General features: G+C 39.6%; 24 protein-coding genes. 8 read left to right on the top strand and 16 right to left on the bottom strand.

Features of this window, described 5'->3' with window-relative positions:
- Position 1 precedes the first annotated feature (1 nt).
- Entirely contained in the window at positions 2–1,327 is a 1,326-nt protein-coding gene (gene rlmD / locus PMAN_RS02715; RefSeq protein WP_010555870.1) for a 23S rRNA (uracil(1939)-C(5))-methyltransferase RlmD, read from the bottom strand.
- Between the two features lie 125 nt (positions 1,328–1,452).
- Here rlmD and barA point away from each other — a divergent pair, with 125 nt between their 5' ends.
- The gene (barA, locus tag PMAN_RS02710) at positions 1,453–4,239 is read left to right on the top strand and encodes a two-component sensor histidine kinase BarA (protein ID WP_010555869.1); all 2,787 of its coding nucleotides are present in this window, start codon (positions 1,453–1,455) and stop codon (positions 4,237–4,239) included.
- A gap of 69 nt (positions 4,240–4,308) precedes the next feature.
- Here the strand turns inward: barA and pdxJ are convergent, their stop codons facing one another.
- The 10 genes from pdxJ to rpoE form a co-directional block, all read right to left on the bottom strand.
- Positions 4,309–5,040 carry a pyridoxine 5'-phosphate synthase gene (pdxJ, locus tag PMAN_RS02705; RefSeq protein ID WP_010555868.1) on the bottom strand — a complete coding sequence of 244 codons (732 nt, stop codon included), beginning with the start codon at positions 5,038–5,040 and terminating at the stop codon, positions 4,309–4,311.
- 22 nt (positions 5,041–5,062) lie between these two features.
- Positions 5,063–5,755 (bottom strand): DNA repair protein RecO, encoded by a 693-nt coding sequence (gene recO, locus PMAN_RS02700; RefSeq protein WP_010555867.1) that lies wholly within the window; start codon positions 5,753–5,755, stop codon positions 5,063–5,065.
- A gap of 20 nt (positions 5,756–5,775) precedes the next feature.
- On the bottom strand, positions 5,776–6,708 hold the full coding sequence (era, locus tag PMAN_RS02695) for a GTPase Era (RefSeq protein ID WP_010555866.1): 933 nt from the start codon (positions 6,706–6,708) through the stop codon (positions 5,776–5,778).
- Positions 6,698–7,375 carry a ribonuclease III gene (gene rnc, locus PMAN_RS02690; RefSeq protein WP_006794149.1) on the bottom strand — a complete coding sequence of 226 codons (678 nt, stop codon included), beginning with the start codon at positions 7,373–7,375 and terminating at the stop codon, positions 6,698–6,700. The genes era and rnc overlap by 11 nt, the downstream gene beginning before the upstream one ends.
- Positions 7,376–7,377: 2 nt before the next feature.
- On the bottom strand, positions 7,378–8,313 hold the full coding sequence (gene lepB, locus PMAN_RS02685; protein ID WP_010555865.1) for a signal peptidase I: 936 nt from the start codon (positions 8,311–8,313) through the stop codon (positions 7,378–7,380).
- 16 nt (positions 8,314–8,329) lie between these two features.
- Positions 8,330–10,120 carry a translation elongation factor 4 gene (gene lepA / locus PMAN_RS02680; RefSeq protein ID WP_006794147.1) on the bottom strand — a complete coding sequence of 597 codons (1,791 nt, stop codon included), beginning with the start codon at positions 10,118–10,120 and terminating at the stop codon, positions 8,330–8,332.
- Positions 10,121–10,368: 248 nt separating this feature from the next.
- Positions 10,369–10,818, bottom strand: a complete 450-nt coding sequence (locus PMAN_RS02675; RefSeq protein ID WP_006794146.1) for a SoxR reducing system RseC family protein — start codon at positions 10,816–10,818, stop codon at positions 10,369–10,371.
- A gap of 19 nt (positions 10,819–10,837) precedes the next feature.
- The gene (locus PMAN_RS02670) at positions 10,838–11,788 is read right to left on the bottom strand and encodes a MucB/RseB C-terminal domain-containing protein (RefSeq protein WP_010555864.1); all 951 of its coding nucleotides are present in this window, start codon (positions 11,786–11,788) and stop codon (positions 10,838–10,840) included.
- 4 nt (positions 11,789–11,792) lie between these two features.
- A complete protein-coding gene (locus PMAN_RS02665; protein ID WP_010555863.1) occupies positions 11,793–12,404 on the bottom strand; it encodes a sigma-E factor negative regulatory protein in 612 nt (203 codons plus the stop codon).
- A 1-nt stretch (position 12,405) separates the two neighbouring features.
- Entirely contained in the window at positions 12,406–12,987 is a 582-nt protein-coding gene (rpoE, locus tag PMAN_RS02660; RefSeq protein WP_006794143.1) for an RNA polymerase sigma factor RpoE, read from the bottom strand.
- A gap of 246 nt (positions 12,988–13,233) precedes the next feature.
- Here rpoE and nadB point away from each other — a divergent pair, with 246 nt between their 5' ends.
- Positions 13,234–14,844 carry an L-aspartate oxidase gene (nadB, locus tag PMAN_RS02655; protein WP_006794142.1) on the top strand — a complete coding sequence of 537 codons (1,611 nt, stop codon included), beginning with the start codon at positions 13,234–13,236 and terminating at the stop codon, positions 14,842–14,844.
- Here nadB and PMAN_RS02650 read toward each other — a convergent pair.
- A complete protein-coding gene (locus PMAN_RS02650; protein ID WP_422613652.1) occupies positions 14,819–15,136 on the bottom strand; it encodes a hypothetical protein in 318 nt (105 codons plus the stop codon). The two genes, nadB and PMAN_RS02650, sit on opposite strands and share 26 nt — an antisense overlap.
- A gap of 94 nt (positions 15,137–15,230) precedes the next feature.
- Positions 15,231–15,482 (bottom strand): FAD assembly factor SdhE, encoded by a 252-nt coding sequence (locus PMAN_RS02645; RefSeq protein ID WP_006794140.1) that lies wholly within the window; start codon positions 15,480–15,482, stop codon positions 15,231–15,233.
- A gap of 161 nt (positions 15,483–15,643) precedes the next feature.
- On the opposite strand from PMAN_RS02645, the gene ygfZ reads away from it, so the two are divergent.
- Together ygfZ and PMAN_RS02635 are read left to right on the top strand one after the other, a co-directional pair.
- Positions 15,644–16,555, top strand: coding sequence for a tRNA-modifying protein YgfZ (gene ygfZ, locus PMAN_RS02640; protein WP_010555861.1), 912 nt, complete (start codon positions 15,644–15,646; stop codon positions 16,553–16,555).
- 12 nt (positions 16,556–16,567) lie between these two features.
- Complete coding sequence (locus PMAN_RS02635; protein WP_006794138.1) at positions 16,568–17,053, top strand: FKBP-type peptidyl-prolyl cis-trans isomerase; 486 nt, start codon at positions 16,568–16,570, stop codon at positions 17,051–17,053.
- 38 nt (positions 17,054–17,091) lie between these two features.
- Here PMAN_RS02635 and PMAN_RS02630 read toward each other — a convergent pair whose 3' ends face one another.
- The 3 genes from PMAN_RS02630 to PMAN_RS02620 are packed head-to-tail and all read right to left on the bottom strand — an operon-like array spanning position 17,092 to position 18,782.
- Positions 17,092–17,580 (bottom strand): hypothetical protein, encoded by a 489-nt coding sequence (locus PMAN_RS02630; RefSeq protein ID WP_010555860.1) that lies wholly within the window; start codon positions 17,578–17,580, stop codon positions 17,092–17,094.
- A 24-nt stretch (positions 17,581–17,604) separates the two neighbouring features.
- The gene (locus PMAN_RS02625; RefSeq protein ID WP_006794136.1) at positions 17,605–18,420 is read right to left on the bottom strand and encodes a DUF481 domain-containing protein; all 816 of its coding nucleotides are present in this window, start codon (positions 18,418–18,420) and stop codon (positions 17,605–17,607) included.
- Positions 18,421–18,461: 41 nt separating this feature from the next.
- Positions 18,462–18,782: an HI1450 family dsDNA-mimic protein gene (locus PMAN_RS02620; protein ID WP_006794135.1), complete on the bottom strand. Its 321-nt coding sequence runs from the start codon at positions 18,780–18,782 to the stop codon at positions 18,462–18,464.
- A gap of 243 nt (positions 18,783–19,025) precedes the next feature.
- Here PMAN_RS02620 and PMAN_RS02615 point away from each other — a divergent pair, with 243 nt between their 5' ends.
- From PMAN_RS02615 to PMAN_RS02600, 4 genes are all read left to right on the top strand, one after another.
- Positions 19,026–19,817, top strand: coding sequence for a crotonase/enoyl-CoA hydratase family protein (locus tag PMAN_RS02615; RefSeq protein WP_010555859.1), 792 nt, complete (start codon positions 19,026–19,028; stop codon positions 19,815–19,817).
- 88 nt (positions 19,818–19,905) lie between these two features.
- Complete coding sequence (locus PMAN_RS02610) at positions 19,906–20,259, top strand: CidA/LrgA family protein (RefSeq protein WP_010555858.1); 354 nt, start codon at positions 19,906–19,908, stop codon at positions 20,257–20,259.
- Positions 20,252–20,971: an LrgB family protein gene (locus PMAN_RS02605; RefSeq protein WP_010555857.1), complete on the top strand. Its 720-nt coding sequence runs from the start codon at positions 20,252–20,254 to the stop codon at positions 20,969–20,971. The genes PMAN_RS02610 and PMAN_RS02605 overlap by 8 nt, the downstream gene beginning before the upstream one ends.
- A gap of 37 nt (positions 20,972–21,008) precedes the next feature.
- Entirely contained in the window at positions 21,009–21,839 is an 831-nt protein-coding gene (locus PMAN_RS02600; RefSeq protein WP_008132787.1) for a mechanosensitive ion channel family protein, read from the top strand.
- The last annotated feature ends 96 nt before the right edge of the window (positions 21,840–21,935 follow it).

Genomic DNA, 21,935 nt, shown 5'->3' with positions numbered 1-21,935 from the left:
TTTACCTCCGTTGAAATAACGCCATAGTTTCAATATGCCCAGTATGAGGAAACATATTCATTAGCCCAATTTTGTTGAGCTCAAAGCCTGCTTGCGAAATAATAGCGCTGTCACGGGCTAGGGTAACAGGGTCGCAAGAGACGTATAAAATTGTTTTAAATTGCTTTAAAGGTAACTGCTCTAATATAGCCATTGCACCAGTACGTGAAGGGTCTAATACCAACACATCTAGGTTTTTATTAAACCACTGCGCATTTTGTATTTTTTGCGTTAAATCAAAACAATGAAACTGCGCGTTACTGATAGAGTTAGTTTGCGCATTTTGCGCGGCCATTGCAACCGCAGAAGCAACACCTTCTATACCAATCACCGTTTTTGCTTGTTTTGCCAGCACAAGTGAAAAGTTACCAATACCACAAAATAAATCTAATATATTTTCATTACCACTTAAACCAAGCCAATCTACCGATTGTTTTAACATAGCTTGATTAACTTGAGCATTAACTTGAATAAAATTATCCAAACCAAACTCAAATTTTAGTTTAAATTCATCTAGGTAATAGTAAGGCATAGTAATATTAGTATGGTCAATTACATCACTTTCGCTTTGCCAAATAACTGAGTATTTGTAAGGCGTACAGGCTTTTATGACCACAGCCTTTGCTTCATCACTAATTGCTTTAGTGTGACGAATAACTACAAAGTTATGCGTTTCACTTTGGCATAATTGCAGGTGGCTTATACTGTGTAATGACTTATTGTGATTAATTAATTCATCAAAGAGTGTAAAAACAGTTTCATAGGCGTCAGTCAAAACTGCACACTTATTAATACTTACAATATTTTTTGAACCACTCGCTCTGTACCCTATACGTATTTTTTTAGCGGCCTTATCAAACATAACCGATATCCGTGCACTTCGCCTATAATGCGTTGAACTACTTAATAATGGAGCTTGCCAGTTTAAATTTGTTTGCTTGGCAAATTTTTCGAAAAGCTGTTCAACTGCGGCTTGCTTTTCAACTACTTGCTGGTTTACATCTAAATGCTGTAATTGACAGCCTCCACAATGGTTATAATGCTCACAAAAAGGCGCTACTCTGGCTTCACTTGCGTTAATCACTTTGTGTGTAATTGCACTACTGTAACGCGCCTTATCATCAACAAGGGTCGCTTTTACTTTCTCGCCCGGTAATGCGCCTGCGACAAAGCATACTTTATTGTTATATTTTGCTATGCCACGGCCTTGGTGATCCATATTTGTTATATCGAGCACCACTGACTTTTGCTGAAGAGGTTTTTTTTTCGCTTTAAAAATTTGCGCCATGTGGCATTACCTTACATTTATTTAGGTTAAAACTCGTAACTAATCACGTGTAGGTGAAGCTTTGAGAATAGGCATCGAAACGTATATACTCAAAACATACTAATAATGATAATAATGCTCCCACTATGACCAAATTAGGCTTACGTGATTCTGTTTTAACTTTGACCCTGATCCCCACTGTGATCATTGGATTGCTGCTTGGTGGTTATTTTACAGTAAATCGTTACATTGAGCTTGATGAAATTTTATATCAGCAAGGTGCAACTATTTCAGAGCCTTTAGCAATTGCCTTAGAACAACCGCTTCTTGATAAAAATAAAGTATTACTAAATCGTTTAATTAGTTTTACACATAATCGGCACTCCCCGTCTATTAAGTCAATTGCTATATTTGACACTAACAACGAGCTGTTGATGACGAGTAATTACCACCGATCATTCGATGAATTAATCAATCAAGCGTCTCTTGCATCACTTAAAGCCACAAAAATAGAATCCTCAAAAGATATAATCACTTTCTATACGCCAATTGTTGGTCATTCTTCACCTAATACTCAATGGGACGCTTCAGCCTTTCAAACATCGTTAGGTACGGTCATTTTACAGCTAAACAAAGATAAAGCCGTTATAGGCCAACAACGCGCCTTACTTATTAGTGGCATTGTTATTATTTTATCTTTGGTATTAGCGGCAATTATGGCATTTAAACTTAGCCGCATGTTCATGACCCCTTTAAATAAGTTAGTACTTGCAACCGACAAACTCGTTGAGGGAAAAAGAAGTACTGGCCTTACCGATACCATGTTGGGTGAATTTGATATTCTTCGTGAAGGATTAAATACCATAGCCGATACTATGGTGATGCAAAAAGACGAAATGCAAAAAAATATTGACCAAGCAACCAGTGATTATCGTGAAACGCTTGAACAATATGAAACGCAAAATATTCAGCTCACAATGGCAAAAAAAGAAGCACAAGATGCCAACCGTGTTAAGTCTGACTTTTTAGCAAAAATGAGTCACGAATTACGTACGCCACTTAATGGTGTAATGGGATTTACCCGCCAGCTTTATAAAACACCACTGAACAAGCACCAAAAAGATTACCTCGATACAATCATGTTATCGGCTAATAGTTTAATGACTATTATCAGCGATATTTTAGATTTTTCTAAACTAGAAGCTGGGGCAATGGAACTTGAATCGATTCAATTTCAATTGCGCGATGCGGTAAATGAAGTAATGACATTGCTTGCCCCAAGCGCCCATGAAAAACAGCTTGAGCTCTCTATTTATATAAACCCACAAGTCCCTGACGATTTGACTGGCGATCCTACTCGCTTTAAACAAGTACTTATTAATTTATTAAGTAACGCAATTAAATTTACCGAGCAAGGTTCTATAAAAGTAGATATTAGCTACCGCTTACTTGATGAAGAAAGTGCCTCTGTTTTAGTGTCGGTAACAGATACCGGTGTGGGTATACCAATGGATAAGCAAGATTCATTGTTTACTCCTTTTGGCCAAGCAGATTCAAGCATAACGCGCAAATTTGGGGGGACCGGCCTCGGCCTGATTATCACCAAACATATTGTTGAAGCGATGAATGGTCGAATATCGTTAAACTCAGCACCTGGTAACGGAACGTGTTTTACATTTAATAGTGTTTTTAGACTGCCTAATCACGTATTTACAAACGATCTACCAAGTAAGTCACTCATTGGTAAGCGTATTTTATACCTTGAGCCGCACGAGCATACGCATCATGCTGTACTGTCTTTATTGACTGAGTGGCAAGCAAATGTAACGCCATGCTTTAACGAAGCCAGCTTTTTATCGGCCGTAGAAAATACCCAAACTAAATTTGATATTTGTTTAATTGGTCACATGGCATCGGTTGATCACATGCAACTATTAAAAGGCTATGTAAAAACAGTAAGAGACTCGACCGACTATTTATATTTAATGCTTAATACCGTTTCACATAATATGCGTGAGGCGTTTATTGGCAGCGGTGCAGATGCTTGCTTAAGTAAGCCGCTTAATCATCGTAAGTTATGTGAAGTGCTTGCCGCACCATATAGACTCGACCATCCTGTTCATAATATAGAGCAGAGCGAGCAAAAATTATTACCGCTTAAAGTGCTGGTTGTTGATGATAACGATGCTAACTTAAAACTTATATGTACATTGCTCGATGAACAGGTTGAAGTAATTGATACCGCTCATAATGGTTCACAAGCTTATAGTTTAAGTAAAAGCCATAAGTACGATGTTATTTTTATGGACATTCAAATGCCGATAATGGATGGCATAACCGCGTGTAAACTTATCCAAGAGTCATCGCTTAATGAAGACACACCTATAATAGCAGTAACTGCACATGCCCTGCATAGTGAAAAAGAACAACTACTGAAAGATGGCTTTAAAGGATATTTAACCAAGCCTATTGATGAAGATACACTTAAACAAATTATTAGCGACCACAGCCCACAAACGCCAATAAACCGTGAAAAAAGCAAAAATGAAATACCACAAAGTCCAGCGCCTTTTGAGAGTAGCCGAATAGATTGGCCCCTTGCATTACAACGGGCTGGTGGAAAAAACGAATTGGCGCTTGAAATGCTTAATATGCTGCTTTTAAGCGTACCAGAAACGCTTAATTTACTAACTAAAGCTATTGATAATGAAGATTGCGAACAAGTACTCAGCATTGTTCATAAATTTCATGGTGCGTGTTGCTACACCGGTGTACCGAAATTAAAATCGTTAGCTGAAACTATTGAGACTTCACTTAAAAATGAGTGCGTGCTCGAAAATATAGAACCTGAACTTTTTGAGCTACAAGATGAGCTTGAAAACCTATTGGTTGACGCAAAAATGGACAGTAAAAACAAAAAAGACGTGCTTTAAGCGCGTCTTTCAATTATGCCTTAACACTCATACTTGATAGTTAAGTAAAACAGCTAGTTATAATTAAAGTTAAATCCGCGCTTCAATCATTAGGCGCTTCATATCACGCACCGCTTTATCTAGGCCATCAATGGCGGCACGCGCAATAATAGCGTGGCCTATATTTAACTCATAAATTTCTGGCATAGCCGCTATTGGTTTTACATTATGGTAATTTAAACCATGCCCTGCATTTACAATTAAGCCTAAACTTGCTGCGTATTGTACACCTTGACGAATGTGTTCAAGTTCTTTGCTTAAGTCACTATCGTTTGTTGCATCTGCGTATGCACCGGTGTGTATTTCTACATAAGGTGCGCCACAGACTTTTGCAGCATCTAATTGTGCAGTATCCGCGTCAATAAATAATGAGACTTTAATCCCTGCATCGGTAAGGGTTTTAGTTGCCGCTTTTATTTTGTTTATATTACCTGCAACATCTAAACCGCCCTCAGTGGTCAATTCCTCTCGTTTTTCTGGCACTAAACAAACATATTCAGGCTTCACCTCTAAAGCAATAGCAATCATTTCATCGGTTACTGCTGTTTCGAGGTTCATACGCGTTTGAATTGTTTTTGCCATTACGTACACGTCACGGTCTTGAATGTGGCGGCGGTCTTCACGTAAATGAATGGTAATGCCGTCTGCACCAGCGTGCTCTGCAACGCTTGCTGCATGCGCTGGGTCAGGATAAGTTGTTCCTCGTGCTTGGCGAAGCGTTGCAATGTGATCAACATTTACACCCAAAAGAATATCTTTCATTGTTTTACCTGTAAAATTACGTTTATTGAGAGGCCGTAAATAACTCACGACTTTTTAATGGCTTATTACCTAACAAAGGTTTTAGTAAATAGCGACTTAACTGTTTTGCCATATATAACACATCTTTTCGGCTAAAGTCATGATTTGCTATTGCTTGAAGCTGTTCACCGCTAAAACCTGAGCGAGTATCTTCTTGGATAACAAAACCAAGTTCAGAGAAATAACTATACGTAAGCGCTTTATCTATTGGCTCACCGTTGGTATCAAAACTGAAATCAACACCGTAACCCAATAATTCAAGTAATTGAAATTCGTACGAACGCAAAACAGATTGCAAATTGGCGCCACGGTTTAAGTTTTCTAAATGAGATTTATAAAGCTCATAAGCTTGTTCAATAGGCTCATTAACAGGCACTATTCTGTTTGTTAACTCGTTTAAATAAAACCCACAATAAAGCTCGTCACCAGATAGAAAAAGCGGTGCGCCGTGCAGCTCAAATTTATTAATGTATTTTAAATCGTACTTACCACTATAGTGAACAAGTAGAGGTTGAAAAGGTTGTAATTGCGCTTTGTGTTTAGTGGCCTGGCGGCCACTAATTCGTGCGATCATTCTAAGCTGGCCAACGCCTTCTACTAGCATATCGAGCATTACTTGTGAGTCACTATAAGGACGTCGATGTAATAAATATGCGGTATAGAAGTCACTATCCATAAAGTAGGTTACTTACTATTTTAGTCTTCACCATAGCCTAGGCTTCTAAGTGCGCGTTCGTCATCAGCCCAACCAGACTTAACTTTTACCCAAAGCTCTAAAAATACTTTGTTATCGAGCATTTCTTCAAGGTCTTTACGGGCTTCACGGCCAATTACTTTTAGCTTTTCGCCTTTATTACCAATAACCATGCGCTTTTGTGTTTCACGTTCAACTAAAATTAACCCATTGATATGCCAAACACCATTTTCTTGCCATTTAAACTGCTCTATTTCAACAGTAACCGAGTAAGGTAATTCTTCGCCCATAAAGCGCATTAGCTTTTCACGGATAACCTCTGCAGCCATAAAGCGCATCGAACGATCGGTTACGTAGTCATCAGGAAAGTAAAACTCACATGGCGGAAGACGTTTGGTTACTTCGTCTTTTATAAGGTCAACATTTTTACCTTGCTTAGCCGAAACGGGCATAATGCTCACAAAGTCAAACTTATCGCCTAATAACTTCATGTGCGGAAGCACTAAATCACGGTCTTTCACTTGGTCAATTTTATTAATAACCAACATCACTGGCTTACCGCTTTGCGATACTTTATTTAGTACCATTTCATCATCAGCAGTCCAGTGTGTTCCTTCAACCACAAAAATAATCAGCTCTACGTCACCAATTGAACTAGACGCAGCTCGATTCATTAAACGGTTAATTGCGCGCTTTTCTTCTATGTGAAGTCCCGGCGTATCAACATAAACGGCTTGATGCTTACCTTCTGTATGAATACCCATAATACGGTGGCGCGTTGTTTGCGGCTTACGTGAAGTAATACTCACTTTTTGCTCAATAATCTCATTGAGTAAAGTCGATTTACCTACGTTAGGACGTCCTACAATGGCAATCATGCCACAAAATGTATCAATATCGCCTTCATGAGGTTGTATTAGGGTATCAAGATTCATTTTTAATTATCTTCAATGCTTTTTCAGCAGCTTTTTGTTCGGCCTTACGGCGTGAGCTACCAACAGAAATTATGCTATCCATTCCATCAACAATACATTCAACCGTGAATGTTTGATTGTGCGCTTGGCCCTTTGTATCAACCACAGTGTAACCTGGTAAAGGAAGTTTGCGACCTTGTAGATGCTCTTGCAGCAGGGTCTTCGGATCTTTTTGGTTAAGCCCTGGTGAAATAGCATCTAACCGTGATTCGTACCACGATAAAATAAGCTCGCTGCAACGCTCGATACCTGAATCTAAAAACGCGGCACCAATAATGGCTTCTACTGCATCGGCAAGTGTTGATTCGCGGCGGAATCCACCACTTTTAAGCTCACCTGGGCCTAAACGTAAGTAATCACCTAAACCAAATTCAACGCCAAACTCAGCAAGTGTTTGACCACGTACCAGTGTTGAACGCATGCGGCTTAAGTCGCCTTCACGTGCTTTTGGGAATTTGGCATAAAGTGCATTAGCAATAACAAAACTCAAAATTGAGTCGCCTAAAAACTCCAAGCGCTCGTTATGCTGACCTTTGTGACTGCGGTGCGTCATTGCCTGTTCAAGTAAACCTTGATCAGAAAACTCGTAGCCGATTTTGTTGTATAACTCTGTTACATTTTTTTTCATTGTTACTGAATATTACCTAGGCGTTCAAAGCGAACACCAGTTGGAACCCATCCTGGTAAAACATCATCAGGGCCATTCTCAAATTCAAAACTCATCCATATAAAGACAGCTTTCCCCACCAAGTTTTCTTTTGGTACAAATCCCCAAAATCGACCATCTTCACTATTATCTCGGTTGTCACCCATCATAAAATAGTGATCTGCGGGTACAACCCACTCATCGGTGCGAGTACCAGCTTGTCTAAAGTAGCGACCTTTTTTCTCTGGAACCTCAGGGTAAATTAAAATATCGTGACCATCTTCTGTTAGCGATTCATTTATTCGAACCGATTCCATGCCTTTAAGCATAAACTCGCCTCTATCTTTCACTTCCATGTCAATTTTGTTGTACTCACCACATTGTAAGTTACTGCGGTTTACTTCACCCTCAGCACACTTTGGCTGAATGTATAGGTGCTTATCGCGGTATACAACCTTATCGCCAGGTAGTCCTATTGTTCTTTTGATGTAGTCAATTGTTTCATTACCAGGAAACTTAAAAACAACAATATCACCACGTTCAGGCTCGTCCATCTCAACTAATTGAGTGCGCCAAACAGGGTCTTTTATACCGTATGAATACTTTTGTACTAAAATAAAATCGCCCACGAGTAGTGTTGGCATCATTGAACCTGACGGAATTTGAAAAGGTTCAAAGATAAACGATCTGAAAATAGTAATAGCAGCAATCATCGGAAAAATCGATTTTGCAGTTTCAGTTAATACTGGCTCTGGTGCAATTAATGCTGCTGTTTCATCATCTAACTTTACGCCAGCGGAGGTTTGTGCTAACGCTAAACGCTCTTGCCTTTTTGGTGCATACATTAAGTGGTCTATTAACCATATTAAGCCTGAGCCTAAGGTTAACAGCACCAATAAAATTGAAAAGTAACCAGCCATTTATAATCCTTTGTTGTTATTTGCCAACTTTCAAAATAGCTAAAAACGCCTCTTGAGGTACTTCTACATTACCTACTTGTTTCATGCGTTTTTTACCATCTTTTTGTTTTTTGAGTAGCTTTTTCTTACGACTCACATCACCACCGTAACATTTAGCAATTACGTTTTTACGTAGCTGTTTTACAGTTGTACGCGCAATAACATGCTGGCCAATCGCGGCTTGAATTGCAATATCAAACATTTGGCGCGGAATAAGCTCTTTAAGTGCATCAGCAAGTTGACGTCCACGCGATTGCGCACTGTCTCTGTGAGCAATAATTGCAAGCGCGTCAACACGTTCACCATTAATTAAAATATCAACGCGAACCATGTCTGAGGTTTGAAAGTGCTTAAAATTATAATCTAGCGATGCAAAACCACGACTTGTAGATTTAAGCTTATCGAAGAAATCCATTACCACTTCAGCCATTGGTAACTCATACGTTACTGCAACTTGCTTACCGTGATAAGTCATTTTGGTTTGGCTACCGCGCTTTTCTATACATAGGGTAATTACATTACCTAAGTACTCTTGCGGCACTAATATATTTGCCTCAACAATCGGCTCACGAATTTCTACAATGTCATTTACTGCGGGTAAGTCAGACGGGTTATCGATTTGGAAAGTGCGCTCGTCCTTCGTTACGATTTCGTAAATTACCGTTGGTGCGGTTGTAATCAAATCAATATCGTATTCGCGCTCTAAACGTTCCTGAATAATTTCCATGTGGAGCATACCCAAGAAACCACAACGAAAACCAAAACCAAGTGCCGTTGAGTTTTCTGGTTCGAAGAATAACGACGCATCGTTTAAGCTTAGTTTGTTAAGCGCATCACGGAATGACTCATACTCGTCAGACGCAATTGGGAACATACCTGCATATACTTGCGGTTTAATTTTTTGAAAGCCAGGTAAACGCTCTGGTGCTGCGTTTCTTTGATGCGTGATCGTATCACCAACGGGTGCACCGTGAATCTCTTTAATCCCTGCGATAACAAAACCTACTTCACCGGTACGTAAGATACCTGTATTGGTCTGCTTAGGTGTGAATATACCCACTTGATCGGCTGTATGAATGTGCTCGTTAGACATGATTTTAATTTTGTCACCCGTGCGTAGCTCACCGTGCTTAATGCGCACAAGCGATACAACACCTTGATATGGGTCAAACCATGAATCAATAATTAGCGCTTGTAGAGGCTCATCTTTTTCACCAACTGGCGGCGGGATGTCTTTGACGATCATCTCAAGTACTTCGGCAATACCAACACCTGTTTTAGCACTACACTGCACAGCGTCTAAAGCATCAATACCAATAATTTCTTCGATTTCTTCAGCAACACGCAATGGATCTGCTTGTGGCAAATCGATTTTGTTCAATACAGGAATTACTTCTAAGTCCATTTCAATTGCGGTGTAACAGTTTGCTAAAGTTTGCGCTTCAACGCCTTGTCCTGCATCAACAACTAATAATGCGCCTTCACATGCAGCCAAAGAACGCGATACTTCATAGGTGAAGTCAACGTGCCCTGGGGTATCGATAAAGTTAAGTTGATATGTTTCGCCGTCATTTGCTTTGTAGTTCAACGTTACACTTTGCGCTTTGATGGTAATACCACGTTCGCGCTCAATATCCATTGAATCTAAAACTTGTTTTTGCATTTCACGGTCGGTTAAACCGCCACAAACTTGAATCAAACGATCTGAAAGGGTCGATTTACCGTGGTCAATATGGGCGATTATCGAAAAATTACGGATATGCTTCATAAACTGAGTTCAATACTTCTTATTTAAAGGACTAAATATGGATACCTAAGTGACTTGCAAATACTTGTTTTAGCATGCTTTTGTTAATTAATTTAAAACATACATAATGACGAAAAATGATATAAACAATCAATAAAGGCTCACACAGCAACCATGCTGATTAACTTTTATTAAATTGTTTTAAATCACAGCTTCCTGTATTTCCAAGTTACTTGGGTATAAAACGCCAATTTTACATTTAATTGGCGTCAATCACCATCTATTTGAGTTAAAGGGATACTAATTGGGTGAATTTTTACTACTTTTATATCGTGCCTGAGCGATTTAACACGTGTTTTTGCAATATAAAACCCCAAAACACCGCCCACCGCAGCTGCAAATATTTGCCACCCTTCGCCCATTAGTAATAACTCAGACGTAGCAAGTGCAAAAACAAGACTTAAAAAAAGCGGCAGCATATACACAGCAAATGCGTGTTTTACCATATGGCTATCATCAAGGGATAAAGTGATTTTCTGGCCTATTTCGACAGGGGACTCAAATTTATAAGGGAGTGTTTTTTTTGCAGTGCCAAATAATTTACTAAATACTTGGGAGCCGCAACGACCGTTGCAGCCAGCGCAAGCTTGCTTTTGCTCGGCTTCTAAATGAGCCGTGTGGCCACTAAGGGCGACTACAGTGAGGGTTTGTTCAATCATAACAATCCTTACGAATCGTTTATAAAGCGCGCGTAACAGATTCGGCTATTGCCTTTGCAGTTAGGCTTGGCACATTACCAACAACCGATACATCAAAATTACCGCCATTATGCACATAAACCGTTGTAGCGCCAGAGGTGAGTGCACCACTTAAACGTTTACCAGGTAGTGGTCGCTGAATAAATACCGACACTTCAACAAACCCATCTGAATATAGATAGTAATCCGTAAGCTCGTTATTCAAATCTAGCTTGTGTCTATCCGATTTGAGTAGCTCAAAACCGGCAGGTAACCAGCTTATTTTCCAGTTAGTTGACGAACTATCAACTCCTTCCAATTCGTTTTCAGGTAACGGTGTAGGAAAATTTCGATTTAACACTTCTAATAGCATAGGTGCTGGTTGTTCAGTCACACTAATATGGGTTAACTGAAGCTGCTCAAGAGCTTCTCCTTGATGGTTAACATAAGCAGCTTTTAATAGCAGCGCCGATTCCATATCAAGCCAAATCCAGTAGTTATATTTGTGCTCATCTTTTGATTCTATACGTACAAGCTGTGCAGCACGCCCGGCAATACGCCCTTTTCCGCCAAGTACAAAATCGTAGTGCTCACTTAAGCGCTGTATGTCTTTAAAAAGTACTTCTGGGATAGGCCCTGCAATAGAGTCTGTTTTTAGTGAATAAGGTTCAGACTGAGGTTCAAAATAAGTTACCTGGTCGTTGACTCTAATCATTTCAAGGCCTGCGCCATTGAGCAAACTCAAGTGTTCGAGTTCAATTTCACCCTGTTTGGCGTGCACCCATCGATAGGGTTCCATTGATTTACCTTTAACAACCACAAACGAGGCATCAAAGTTACGATTATGAACAGCATTAGCCATTTCTAATAATAGCATTTTGGCAGGATTTGAGTCGTTGGCAACTGCAGTAAAGCTCAATACCAACGACAGAACAAAAGTGATTACTTTCATTTAATTAGTTTTTTTCCTCTTGCGCTTTTGTTTCATTTTGCGCTGTTTGAAGAGAGTTAGCAACACGTGCTTGACGTTGATGCTCTAATACTAACGCGCCAATACGCTGTTGTTGCAATTCACGTAAGCCTTGCTCTGCGTTTTCAAGAGCGGGCGCTGATGAGTAGCTTACTGGTGACGCCATACCTGTTAACGGTGTTGTTTGCAGTAATGGGATTTCATTTTGCTGTGGATCACTTTGCGGTAACGTGCTTACTCCCACAATCGCAAACATTGCCACACTTGCAGCGATTGCAAGCTGAGCAACAGGCTTACGCCAATTAAATGCCACTACGTTATTTTGGTCTGGCTTATCGGCCACTTCAGACTGCTTTTTCGACTGGGTAAAGTCAGCATATACAGGCTCGTTTTCAAGTGCTAGAGCAACGCGTTCGCTAATATCAATATGGATGTCGTGGTTATTTTTTTGAGCACGCATTGCATCACCAATTAACGCATAACGACCAAACGTAGAAACATCTTGCTCTGCAATTTTTGCATCAGCTAGGTGCTGCTCGCCATCAAGTAATGCAGATATCGATTCGTTATCTAACTTGTTAAGGTGTGCTTTTGTCATACTAAGACTCGCCTATTAATGGGTTTAATTTGTTATCAATTGCTTCACGGGCACGAAATATACGCGAACGTACTGTGCCTACAGGGCAATCCATTACCACAGCTATTTCTTCATAGCTCATACCCTCAATTTCTCTGAGAGTTATTGCGGTTTTAAGGTCTTCAGGCAAACTATCAATTGTATTAAAAATTACAGCGCGAACCTCTTCACTTAATAAAAGATTTTCAGGTGATGCGTTTGAACGCATCGAGTCACCACAATCATAAAATTCAGCTTCTTCAGCGTCAATATCATTAGCTGGCGGCTTACGTCCCTGAGCAACTAAATAATTTTTAGCACAATTAACGGCAATACGGTATAACCAAGTATAGAAAGCACTGTCGCCTCTAAAGTTGGGAAGTGCACGGTAAGCTTTTATAAAAGCTTCTTGTGCTACATCAGCAATATCGCCTTGATTTGATACATAACGAGAGATCAAACCTGCAATTTTGTTTTGATACTTCTTTACTAATAGATTGAAGGCATTTTTATCGCCCTGCTGCACTCTTCTTACTAGCACTAAATCCAATTCCTGCTCGCTCATTCGAGCCGGTACTCCTATGTCTGGTTTTTGCTTGTTATTCATATTATCGCCATTGTTCACAAATACTCTGACCGCGACATGAATAAAAAGTTCTGCTTAATATTATTTTTATATAAAATAGTTCATAAATAACGGCGCTAAGCCATTAAAATCACTACATAGTGGTATGACAAATATGATACAACTACAAATATTAAAAACAAATACTGCTTTATTTAAGCATTGTAACCGCAAAGTACCCCTGACATGAACCAAAATAAACATCACATCGCAGATGTCGCTATTATAGGAAGCGGCGCGGCTGGCTTATCTCTTGCCTTATCATTAGCTAACTATTGTAACGTTACCGTTATTAGTAAAGGCGCGCTTACCGAAGGCTCTACACTTTATGCACAAGGTGGTATAGCCGCAGTATTTGATAAAAAAAATGACAGTATTGAATCGCATGTTGAAGATACTCTGGATGCTGGCGGCGGCCTATGTGACCGTGAAGCTGTTCACTATACAGCAAGTAATGCACACGATTGCCTTCAATGGCTAATTGACCAAGGTGTGCCTTTTGACATGGAATTTGATAGCAAAGGCAAAGAGCGTTTTCACTTAACGCGAGAAGGCGGTCATAGCCATCGTCGAATTTTGCATGCCGCCGATGCGACTGGTAAAGCAGTTCAAACAACATTAATAAGCCAAGTAAAATTACATAAAAACATCACTCTACTTGAGCAATACAATGCTATTGATTTAATTACTGATAAAAATACTGGCAAAGCAGGAACACACGTTGAGGGTATGTATGTGTGGAACAAAAAAGCTAAAAAAGTCGAAACTATATCAGCTAAATTTGTAGCACTTGCGACCGGTGGAGCAAGCAAGGTGTACTTATATACATCTAATCCTGATGTATCAAGCGGTGACGGTATTGCTATGGCTTGGCGAGCTGGCTGTAAAGTGGCTAATATGGAATTTAATCAATTCCATCCCACCAGCTTATACCACCCTGAATTACAAAACTTTCTAATTACCGAGGCAATGCGCGGTGAGGGTGCGTATTTAAAACGCCCCGATGGCACTCGCTTTATGAAAGATTTTGATGAACGTGAAGAGCTAGCCCCTCGTGATATAGTCGCTCGCGCAATCGATTTTGAAATGAAGCGCTTAGGTGCTAATTGCGTTTACTTAGATATTAGCCATAAAGATAAAGAATTTATTATTGAGCACTTCCCTACCATTTATGCAAAATGCTTGAGTGTTGGGTTAGATATTACAAAAGAAGCGATTCCGGTTGTCCCTGCCGCACACTACACTTGCGGTGGTGTAATGACTGACTTTAACGGTAAAACAGATTTAGATAATCTATATGCAGTTGGTGAAGTAGCTTACACCGGCCTGCACGGTGCAAACAGAATGGCAAGTAACTCATTATTAGAGTGCATTGTGTTTGCCCATGCTGCAGCGAAAGATATTTTAAGCAAAATTGAACATGCACCAGAACCCATGACCTTGCCGCAATGGGATGAAAGCCGTGTAACTAACTCGGACGAAGAAATAGTCATTACGCATAATTGGCATGAGTTACGCCTATTTATGTGGGATTATGTCGGTATTGTTCGTTCAACTAAGCGTTTAGAGCGCGCACTACATCGGGTTGAGTTGCTGCAACAAGAAATACACGACTATTATGCTAACTTTAGAGTAAGTAACAACTTACTCGAGCTACGTAATTTAGTGCAAGTAGCAGAGTTAATAATTAGAAGTGCAATGCAAAGAAAAGAAAGTAGAGGGCTTCATTACACAATTGATTACCCTGAGCAAAACGAAAACCCAACCCCCACTATTTTGACCCCTGAGCGCCATTAACCGCACTCAAAACAGCTCGTTTTAATCGGGCATAGTTTTGCTTATCAACACCATTGGCTGAAATAATAAGCCAATGGTTGTTATTAAATCCTTTTATGAATAGCCAAACACTGCCCAAAAACACTTTGCTTTTAGGACTTATTTGTCCTTCTATTTTATGTACGTCATTTTCGAATCTAAACAAACTAGGCTCTAAAATAATCACGCCCATTTGCGGTTGGCAGGCTTTTACTTTACGCCAGACTAAAACCCCGGTTATCAGGTTGGCAAAAATACATATGAGGATTGCCAAAAAAGAGCTTAAAAATAAACACATTATTAAAGTAAGCACACAAAAAAAGACCACAATGGGTTTGTGGTCGGCTTTATTATTTTTTACAGTGAACCTATACACGAACTCTGTTTAATATGAGTTGTACCATACTATTTAGCTGCTCGTCTTTACATTTTTCATGGCCCATAAACCATGCAAATAGATCAGGATCTTCTTGTGTTAGCAAGCGCTGAAATATAGCTTGTTGCTCTGCATTTAAAGAATCGTATGCTTCTTCTACAAACGGCATAAACAAAACATCTAGCTCTAACATACCACGACGACAAGCCCAACGAATACGTGCTTTACTATGAATTTCAACCATTTTAAACCTCATACTGAATTGACTCGAGTTTAACAAACACAAGCCGGTTTAGCAGCTATTAATCAACTATAAAATAAATACACCCCTGCGGGTGCTTGTCTGTACCATACGTAGCAACTACGTTATTATGTCACTTCATTTGTATTGCAAAGAAGGTTTTTATGTCTAGCGTTTACGCATGTCCGTTATCTCACCAACTTATTAGCCTTACAGGTGCTGATAAATTATCTTATCTGCACGGGCAAATTACTCAAGATCTAAATAAACTAACCAACAGCAATTTTTTATGGACCGGCCACTGTAGCGCCAAAGGAAAACTTTGGGGCGTATTTAAGCTATTTTCTCACCAAGACAGTTACTACTTATCTGGCAGTAGTGCTGAGGTAGAACAATCGTTAGTTGAGCTAAAAAAATACGCAGTATTTGCAAAAGTAGACATAAGTGCGTCTTCAAACAGGTTAATTGGTCTTATTGGTGATGACTTATCTACGATTTTAACAGAGCTGGGTATTGCTTTTGACGACAATATAATAGCGTGTGACTTTGATAACGGTAAAGCATTAAAGCTGGCTGATAACCGAGTGTTGCTTATGGTTAATAGTCAGTTTGCAATCCCTGATAGCGTTTTAACGCTTGATAACGATGCCCCATGGCAGCAAGCAGCAATTTTAGCTGGCGAGCCACAGCTTAGCAGTGATGCAATTGGCGAATATGTACCGCAAATGGTTAACTTACAAGCTATTGGTGGCATCAGCTTTAAAAAAGGCTGTTACACAGGACAAGAAACTGTAGCGCGCATGAAGTACCTGGGTAAAAATAAGCGTGCAATGTATATCGTATCAGGGCAAAGCGAAAGCATGTTGGATGAACCCGAACTTGAAGTACAACTGGGTGAAAACTGGCGCCGTGCTGGTAAACTTATTGCGCAAAGCTTTGATGAAAAAACTAATATATTAACTGGCCTTGTTGTGTTGCCAAACGATACTGAAACAACGCAAGTACTTCGTGCAAAACACGCGCCTGAGGTAGAGCTAAGCATTCTGCCTTTACCTTACTCTTTAGATGATGAATAAATAGGAATGACTATGATCGTTGCGGCAAACAAAGTGGTAAAAATGCATTATTCAGTAATGGATAATGATAACAATAGCATTGATAACTCGTTCGGTGGTGAGCCGCTACATTTTATTGTGGGTACTGGTTACCTCATTTCAGGCCTTGAAAATGCGCTACTAGGCAAACAACCTGGTGATACGCTTAGCGTAAAAGTTGAGCCTGAAGATGGTTACGGTGAACGCCACGACAACCTAATGCAAGCTGTGCCAAAATCGATGTTCGAGGGTATGGAAATTGAAGTAGGTATGCAATTTCGCGCATCAACAGATGATGGCGACCAATCAGTAATGATTATTGATATTCAAGATGAAGAAGTCATTGTTGATGGCAATAATCCGCTTGCAGGTATTACACTTAACTTTGATGTAGAAATACTTGAAGTGCGTGACGCAACAGAAGACGAACTCACTCATGGCCATGTTCATGGCGAAGGGGGTTGTGGTCACGACCACTAACTCAAACATACAAAAAAAAGCGCCTAAGGCGCTTTTTTTTATATCATGTTATTGCGTTTGACCACTTTGGGTTCGCTTTGTTGCTTTTGAGGCTGCGCCATTGGTACGTTTTGTTTTTTTAGTGCGTCTAATAACCCTTGCTGATCGTTTGTACCCACTCTATACAAGGTGTCATCTTTAAGCGTTAGCTGAACAGCACTAAATCCAGACACGGAATAAACCCACCCATCGTGCGTTATTCGAATACCAATACCATGTCTGTATGAGTTTTGAACCGCTTTTGCCTCTGAAATATCGCTGAGCATAATTTGCTGGCCAGCCACGCCCGGGCCAAATCCCCAGCTAATTGTTTTATCGTCAACTTTAACTGTTAAGCCATGAAACAAAAAGCCCACCAGCACCAACACACCTGCAAAAATAATTAACGGCCAATCTGCCCCTATTAAGTTCCACGCAAGTGCTACAAAGCCACCAATCCAGGTCAAAACAAAAAAGATAAACACTGCATACTGTTTATGCTGATACATATAATTCTCTAATTAAATAAATACTTAAAAGCTATACACTAATGTAGCACTGAGCTCAGAATCAAACTTAAGTTTATCATCTTCGGGTTTTGAATTATAACGATACATATAAGCAAACTTAAGAGACACCGCCCCTATAACCTGACTAATCAGCGCAGTTTCAGATTTTAATCGTGAATTTAACCCTGACAATGACTGCTCTATACTCACATCTTGATTAAAACGAGTGCGCTTTGAAACCAGTCGCTCCCATTGCATAGCAACACGAAGTAAGTAACCGGTTTTATTTTCTTCGCTATCACTTACCGTTGAGTCTTCATCAGCCACCGAACGATACAGACCAGGCCCTATATCAATATCGACTTTGTTCTTAGTGCCCTGATAAACACGTGCGCCATACCCCGTTGCAATGGTACTTTTGAATTTAAGGCCACTAAACTGATCTTCCTCGTAATCGCCATAGATAAAGAACGATGAGTTTTTAACGCCTACTTTATAGTTACCTTGTGCAGATACAAATACACGGTTTGCAGTTACGTCGCTGTCTCCAGTGTCGTCATTTTCGTCGCGCTTATAGAGGGTGTCAATTTTAAATTGGTTTCGCCACTTTTCAAAATCTTGGTACAGGTTACCTTTGAGCTTAAAGCTGGTTGAATTAATATTTCCCCGAGACAAAATAAACCCAAACTCAGTATCGCCGTAAAGCATTTCACCTTTGTGCAAATCATGGATCTCTTCGTCAGAAAGCTGCCCATACTCATGAAAATCTTCAAATGGATCAACAGCCCAGCAAGAGCTACTAATTAAAATAAAAATTATAAATAAATACTTACGCAACATTCTCTCTCGCCACTTAATAAAAAATAAACAAGCAGTGGAGCTTATTCACTTTCTTTCCATAATATATGGCAAAACGGAGCGTCTTTATCACGGCTAATTAAAATTTTTGCAAATAGCACATCTTCATTATCAAACTCTAAACCCACTAACACTTGAATAAAGTGTTCTGGCTCAATTTCAAGCGCTACAAAATCTTGCCACTGGTCGTCAGGTTCATCTTCTTCAATAAAGCCAAGGTCTTCTCGATATTCATTAAAGTTTTCAACGTCGTCATCACTTAAGTTACTCGGTGCTAACTCTAAAAAAATATCATAAGCTTGATGTGTTGCTTCTTCGATTGTAAATAAACGTGGACCCGACATAGTTGCGTAACCTTAACCTTAATAATTGGCGGTATGTTATCAAATCTGATTAGCTATTTGATAAAAAAGCGTTTAAAAACCTGACTTTTTTAACCTCAAACCACACTTTGTTAATTATCAAAATAAAACCAAGTCATTCAGACTGCTCATTTACAAATAAATTCAATCTATTTTAAAAACTACATCACTTTACTTCACCTTTCTAACCGCATAAGCTCAAGCAACAGGTCAGAGGAGTTAATAATGATAAAACTAGAAAAGCAAGAAGGTATTGCAACGGTTACCTTGAGTCGAGCTGATAAACAAAACGCATTAAACTTTGCCATGTTTATGTCGTTAAATAACACGATTAAAAATATAAAAAAGGATCGTACTATTCGTGCGGTAATTATAAAGGGGGATGGCGATCATTTTTGTTCAGGGCTTGATATTGCCGCAGTTATGGCCTCACCTTTAAATATCATAAAATTACTGTTTAAGTGGTTACCCGGCAACCAAAACTTAGCCCAAAAAGTTGTACTGGGTTGGCAGTCGTTAAGCGTACCTGTTATTGCACAAATTAATGGCAATTGTTTAGGTGGGGGTTTACAAATAGCGTTAGGAGCTGATTACAGAATTGTTCACAATGACGCCAAGCTAGCTATTATGGAAGCCCGCTGGGGGCTTTGTCCTGACATGGGAGCAAATGTAATGATGGGCGGACTAGTTAAACGCGACCAAGCACTTTTACTTGCAAGCCATGCGAACCCTATAACTGCAGAGCAAGCAAACGAGCTTGGACTGGTCACACAACTGACAAACAACACCGAACTTGCAACCCAAACACTGCTGAGTACATTGCTTGAACGCTCACCCGATACCCTAGCTGCCATAAAACGTATTACTCAATTAAGCTACAAGTCACGGCAACGAAAAATACTCGCAAAAGAAACCTGGAGTCAAATTCGTTTACTAGCAAACCCAAATACAAAAAAAGCCATTGCAAAAGCAAAAGGTAAATCCGATATAAAATACAAAAACGCCAAACGGTGGTAATGCATTAATATCGGTAATACTAAGGCACAATGTACACACTGTTTTTGATTGTTAAACTAAATGCACCCTATTAAATTGAGTAATAATGATGAAATACCTATTAAGTAGCGCAATCATTTTGCTGTGTTTAGCCTGCGCTAAACTTATTATGTATTATACAGGAGGCAGCTTTCCTGCACCTTTACTCGCTATGGTTATTTTATTGGTGTTGCTGCTAGCAGGCATAGTAAAAGAGCAACACCTAAAGCCTTGTGCCTCCCCAATTTTAAATGTTATGCCTATTTTTTTTATTCCCGCTGGCGTTGGCTTTATTGAACACCTAAACCTTATAAAATCTAATTGGCCTTTTTTAATGTCTGTTATTTTTATTGTGCCAGCAAGTACATTATTACTAGTTAGCTCAGTGATGGTTTTTTTCAAAAGCAGAAAAAACAATGACTGAATTAAAGCCTGACATTTGGTGGTTGTGTGTTCCTATAATTATTGCTTTGTTTTTACTGCTTAGGGCGTTTAACGTACGCATGAAAAGCAGTGCTTTAAAGTCAATTACAAACCCTGTTTTTTTAAGTATTGCCGTTATTGCTTTGTTATTGATTAACTTAAACCTGCCTTACTCCAAGTTTGCCCATCATAGCCAGCTACTAAGCTGGCTTTTAGAGCCCGCCATTGTCGCATTAGCGCTACCTTTGTATCAGCAGTTTATTCATGTACGTAAAAATCTATTACTCATACTAGGTACTTGCGGTCTAGGTATTGTAAATGCAACTTTTGTGGCTTTTTTATTAAGTGTATTTTTTAAGGTTCCTTCTGAGTTAAGTGCCTCTGTGGCGGCACTTAGCGTCACTACGCCTATTTCGTTAATTGTTACAGATTCGTTGGGGGGGATCAGCTCTTTGGCCGCCGCTATGGTTATTTTTATTGGCTTATTAGGGGCATTATTTGGTTTCATGCTGTTTAAATTAGTAAAAATAGGCAGTCATGAATCCCAAGGGGTTGCTATGGGGACGGCCTGCCACGCTATTGGGACAGCAGCGGCACTTGCTGAACACCCTAAAATAGGTGCATTTTCATCAGTAGCTATGGCGCTCAGTGCATTGCTAACGGCCATAATAGTCCCACTCCTCTATCCTTTTTTAGTAAACAGTTTGCTATAGTTTACAAAAATTTAATTACACGAGTTAAAAGCCCATAATGATCAGTTCTGAAATCGAACAGTTTGAAAAGTATTACAATATGCTCACTGAGTATTTAGTTACCTACAGCATGCAAATTGTAGGGGCTGTTTTTATATTGTTGATTGGCCTTTGGATAGCACAAAAACTATCTAAAATAGTCGCCAATTTAATGACTCGCCATAATGTGGATATTACGCTTACAAACTTTGTTAGTAGTGTTGTAAAAGTACTGCTTATTGTTATGGTTATTATTATAGCGCTTGGCAAGATAGGGATAAGTGTTACTCCCTTTGTGGCGGCAATAGGTGCAGCTTCTTTGGGTGCAGGTTTAGCACTACAGGGCATGCTGTCTAATTATGGTGCTGGCCTTGCCATTATCGCTACACGCCCTTTTGTAGTTGGCGATACTATTGAAGTTAAAAATGTAAGCGGTCAAGTTAAAACAATAGAGCTTGGCTACACCATTTTAATAGATGAAGAAAAAGTAGAAATCACCATCCCTAACAAACATATAATGGGCGAAATAATTCATAACTCATTTAGTTACTCGTTAGTTAAGGGTGAAATAGATATTGCCTATAGCGCATGTGCCGATACCGCAATTAATCTTATTGAAGAGGTACTCAACGCACACGAGTTAGTTGCTCAAAACCCGCACTCGCAAATAGGCATTGAGCGCTTTGCCGATAGCGGTGTGACCCTTAGCTACCGATACTGGGTACCCACCACGAAAATTATAGAAACAAAGTTAGCTATAAACGGTGGAGTGTACAAAGCCATTAACGACGCCAATATCGAAATTCCTTTCCCGCAACGTGTTGTTACCATAAATAAAAACGACCTATAACTGTAAATACAACGCTGGTCTAGCCAAGGGCTGGCGTTAAAATAACTCAACACCACTGACTAAAAGCCATACTGGTTTGCCATTTTTTCTGTACTA

The sequence above is a fragment of the Pseudoalteromonas marina genome (assembly GCF_000238335.3).
Taxonomy (GTDB): Bacteria; Pseudomonadota; Gammaproteobacteria; order Enterobacterales; family Alteromonadaceae; genus Pseudoalteromonas; species Pseudoalteromonas marina.
This window is presented reverse-complemented; position numbering and strand designations above follow the sequence as displayed.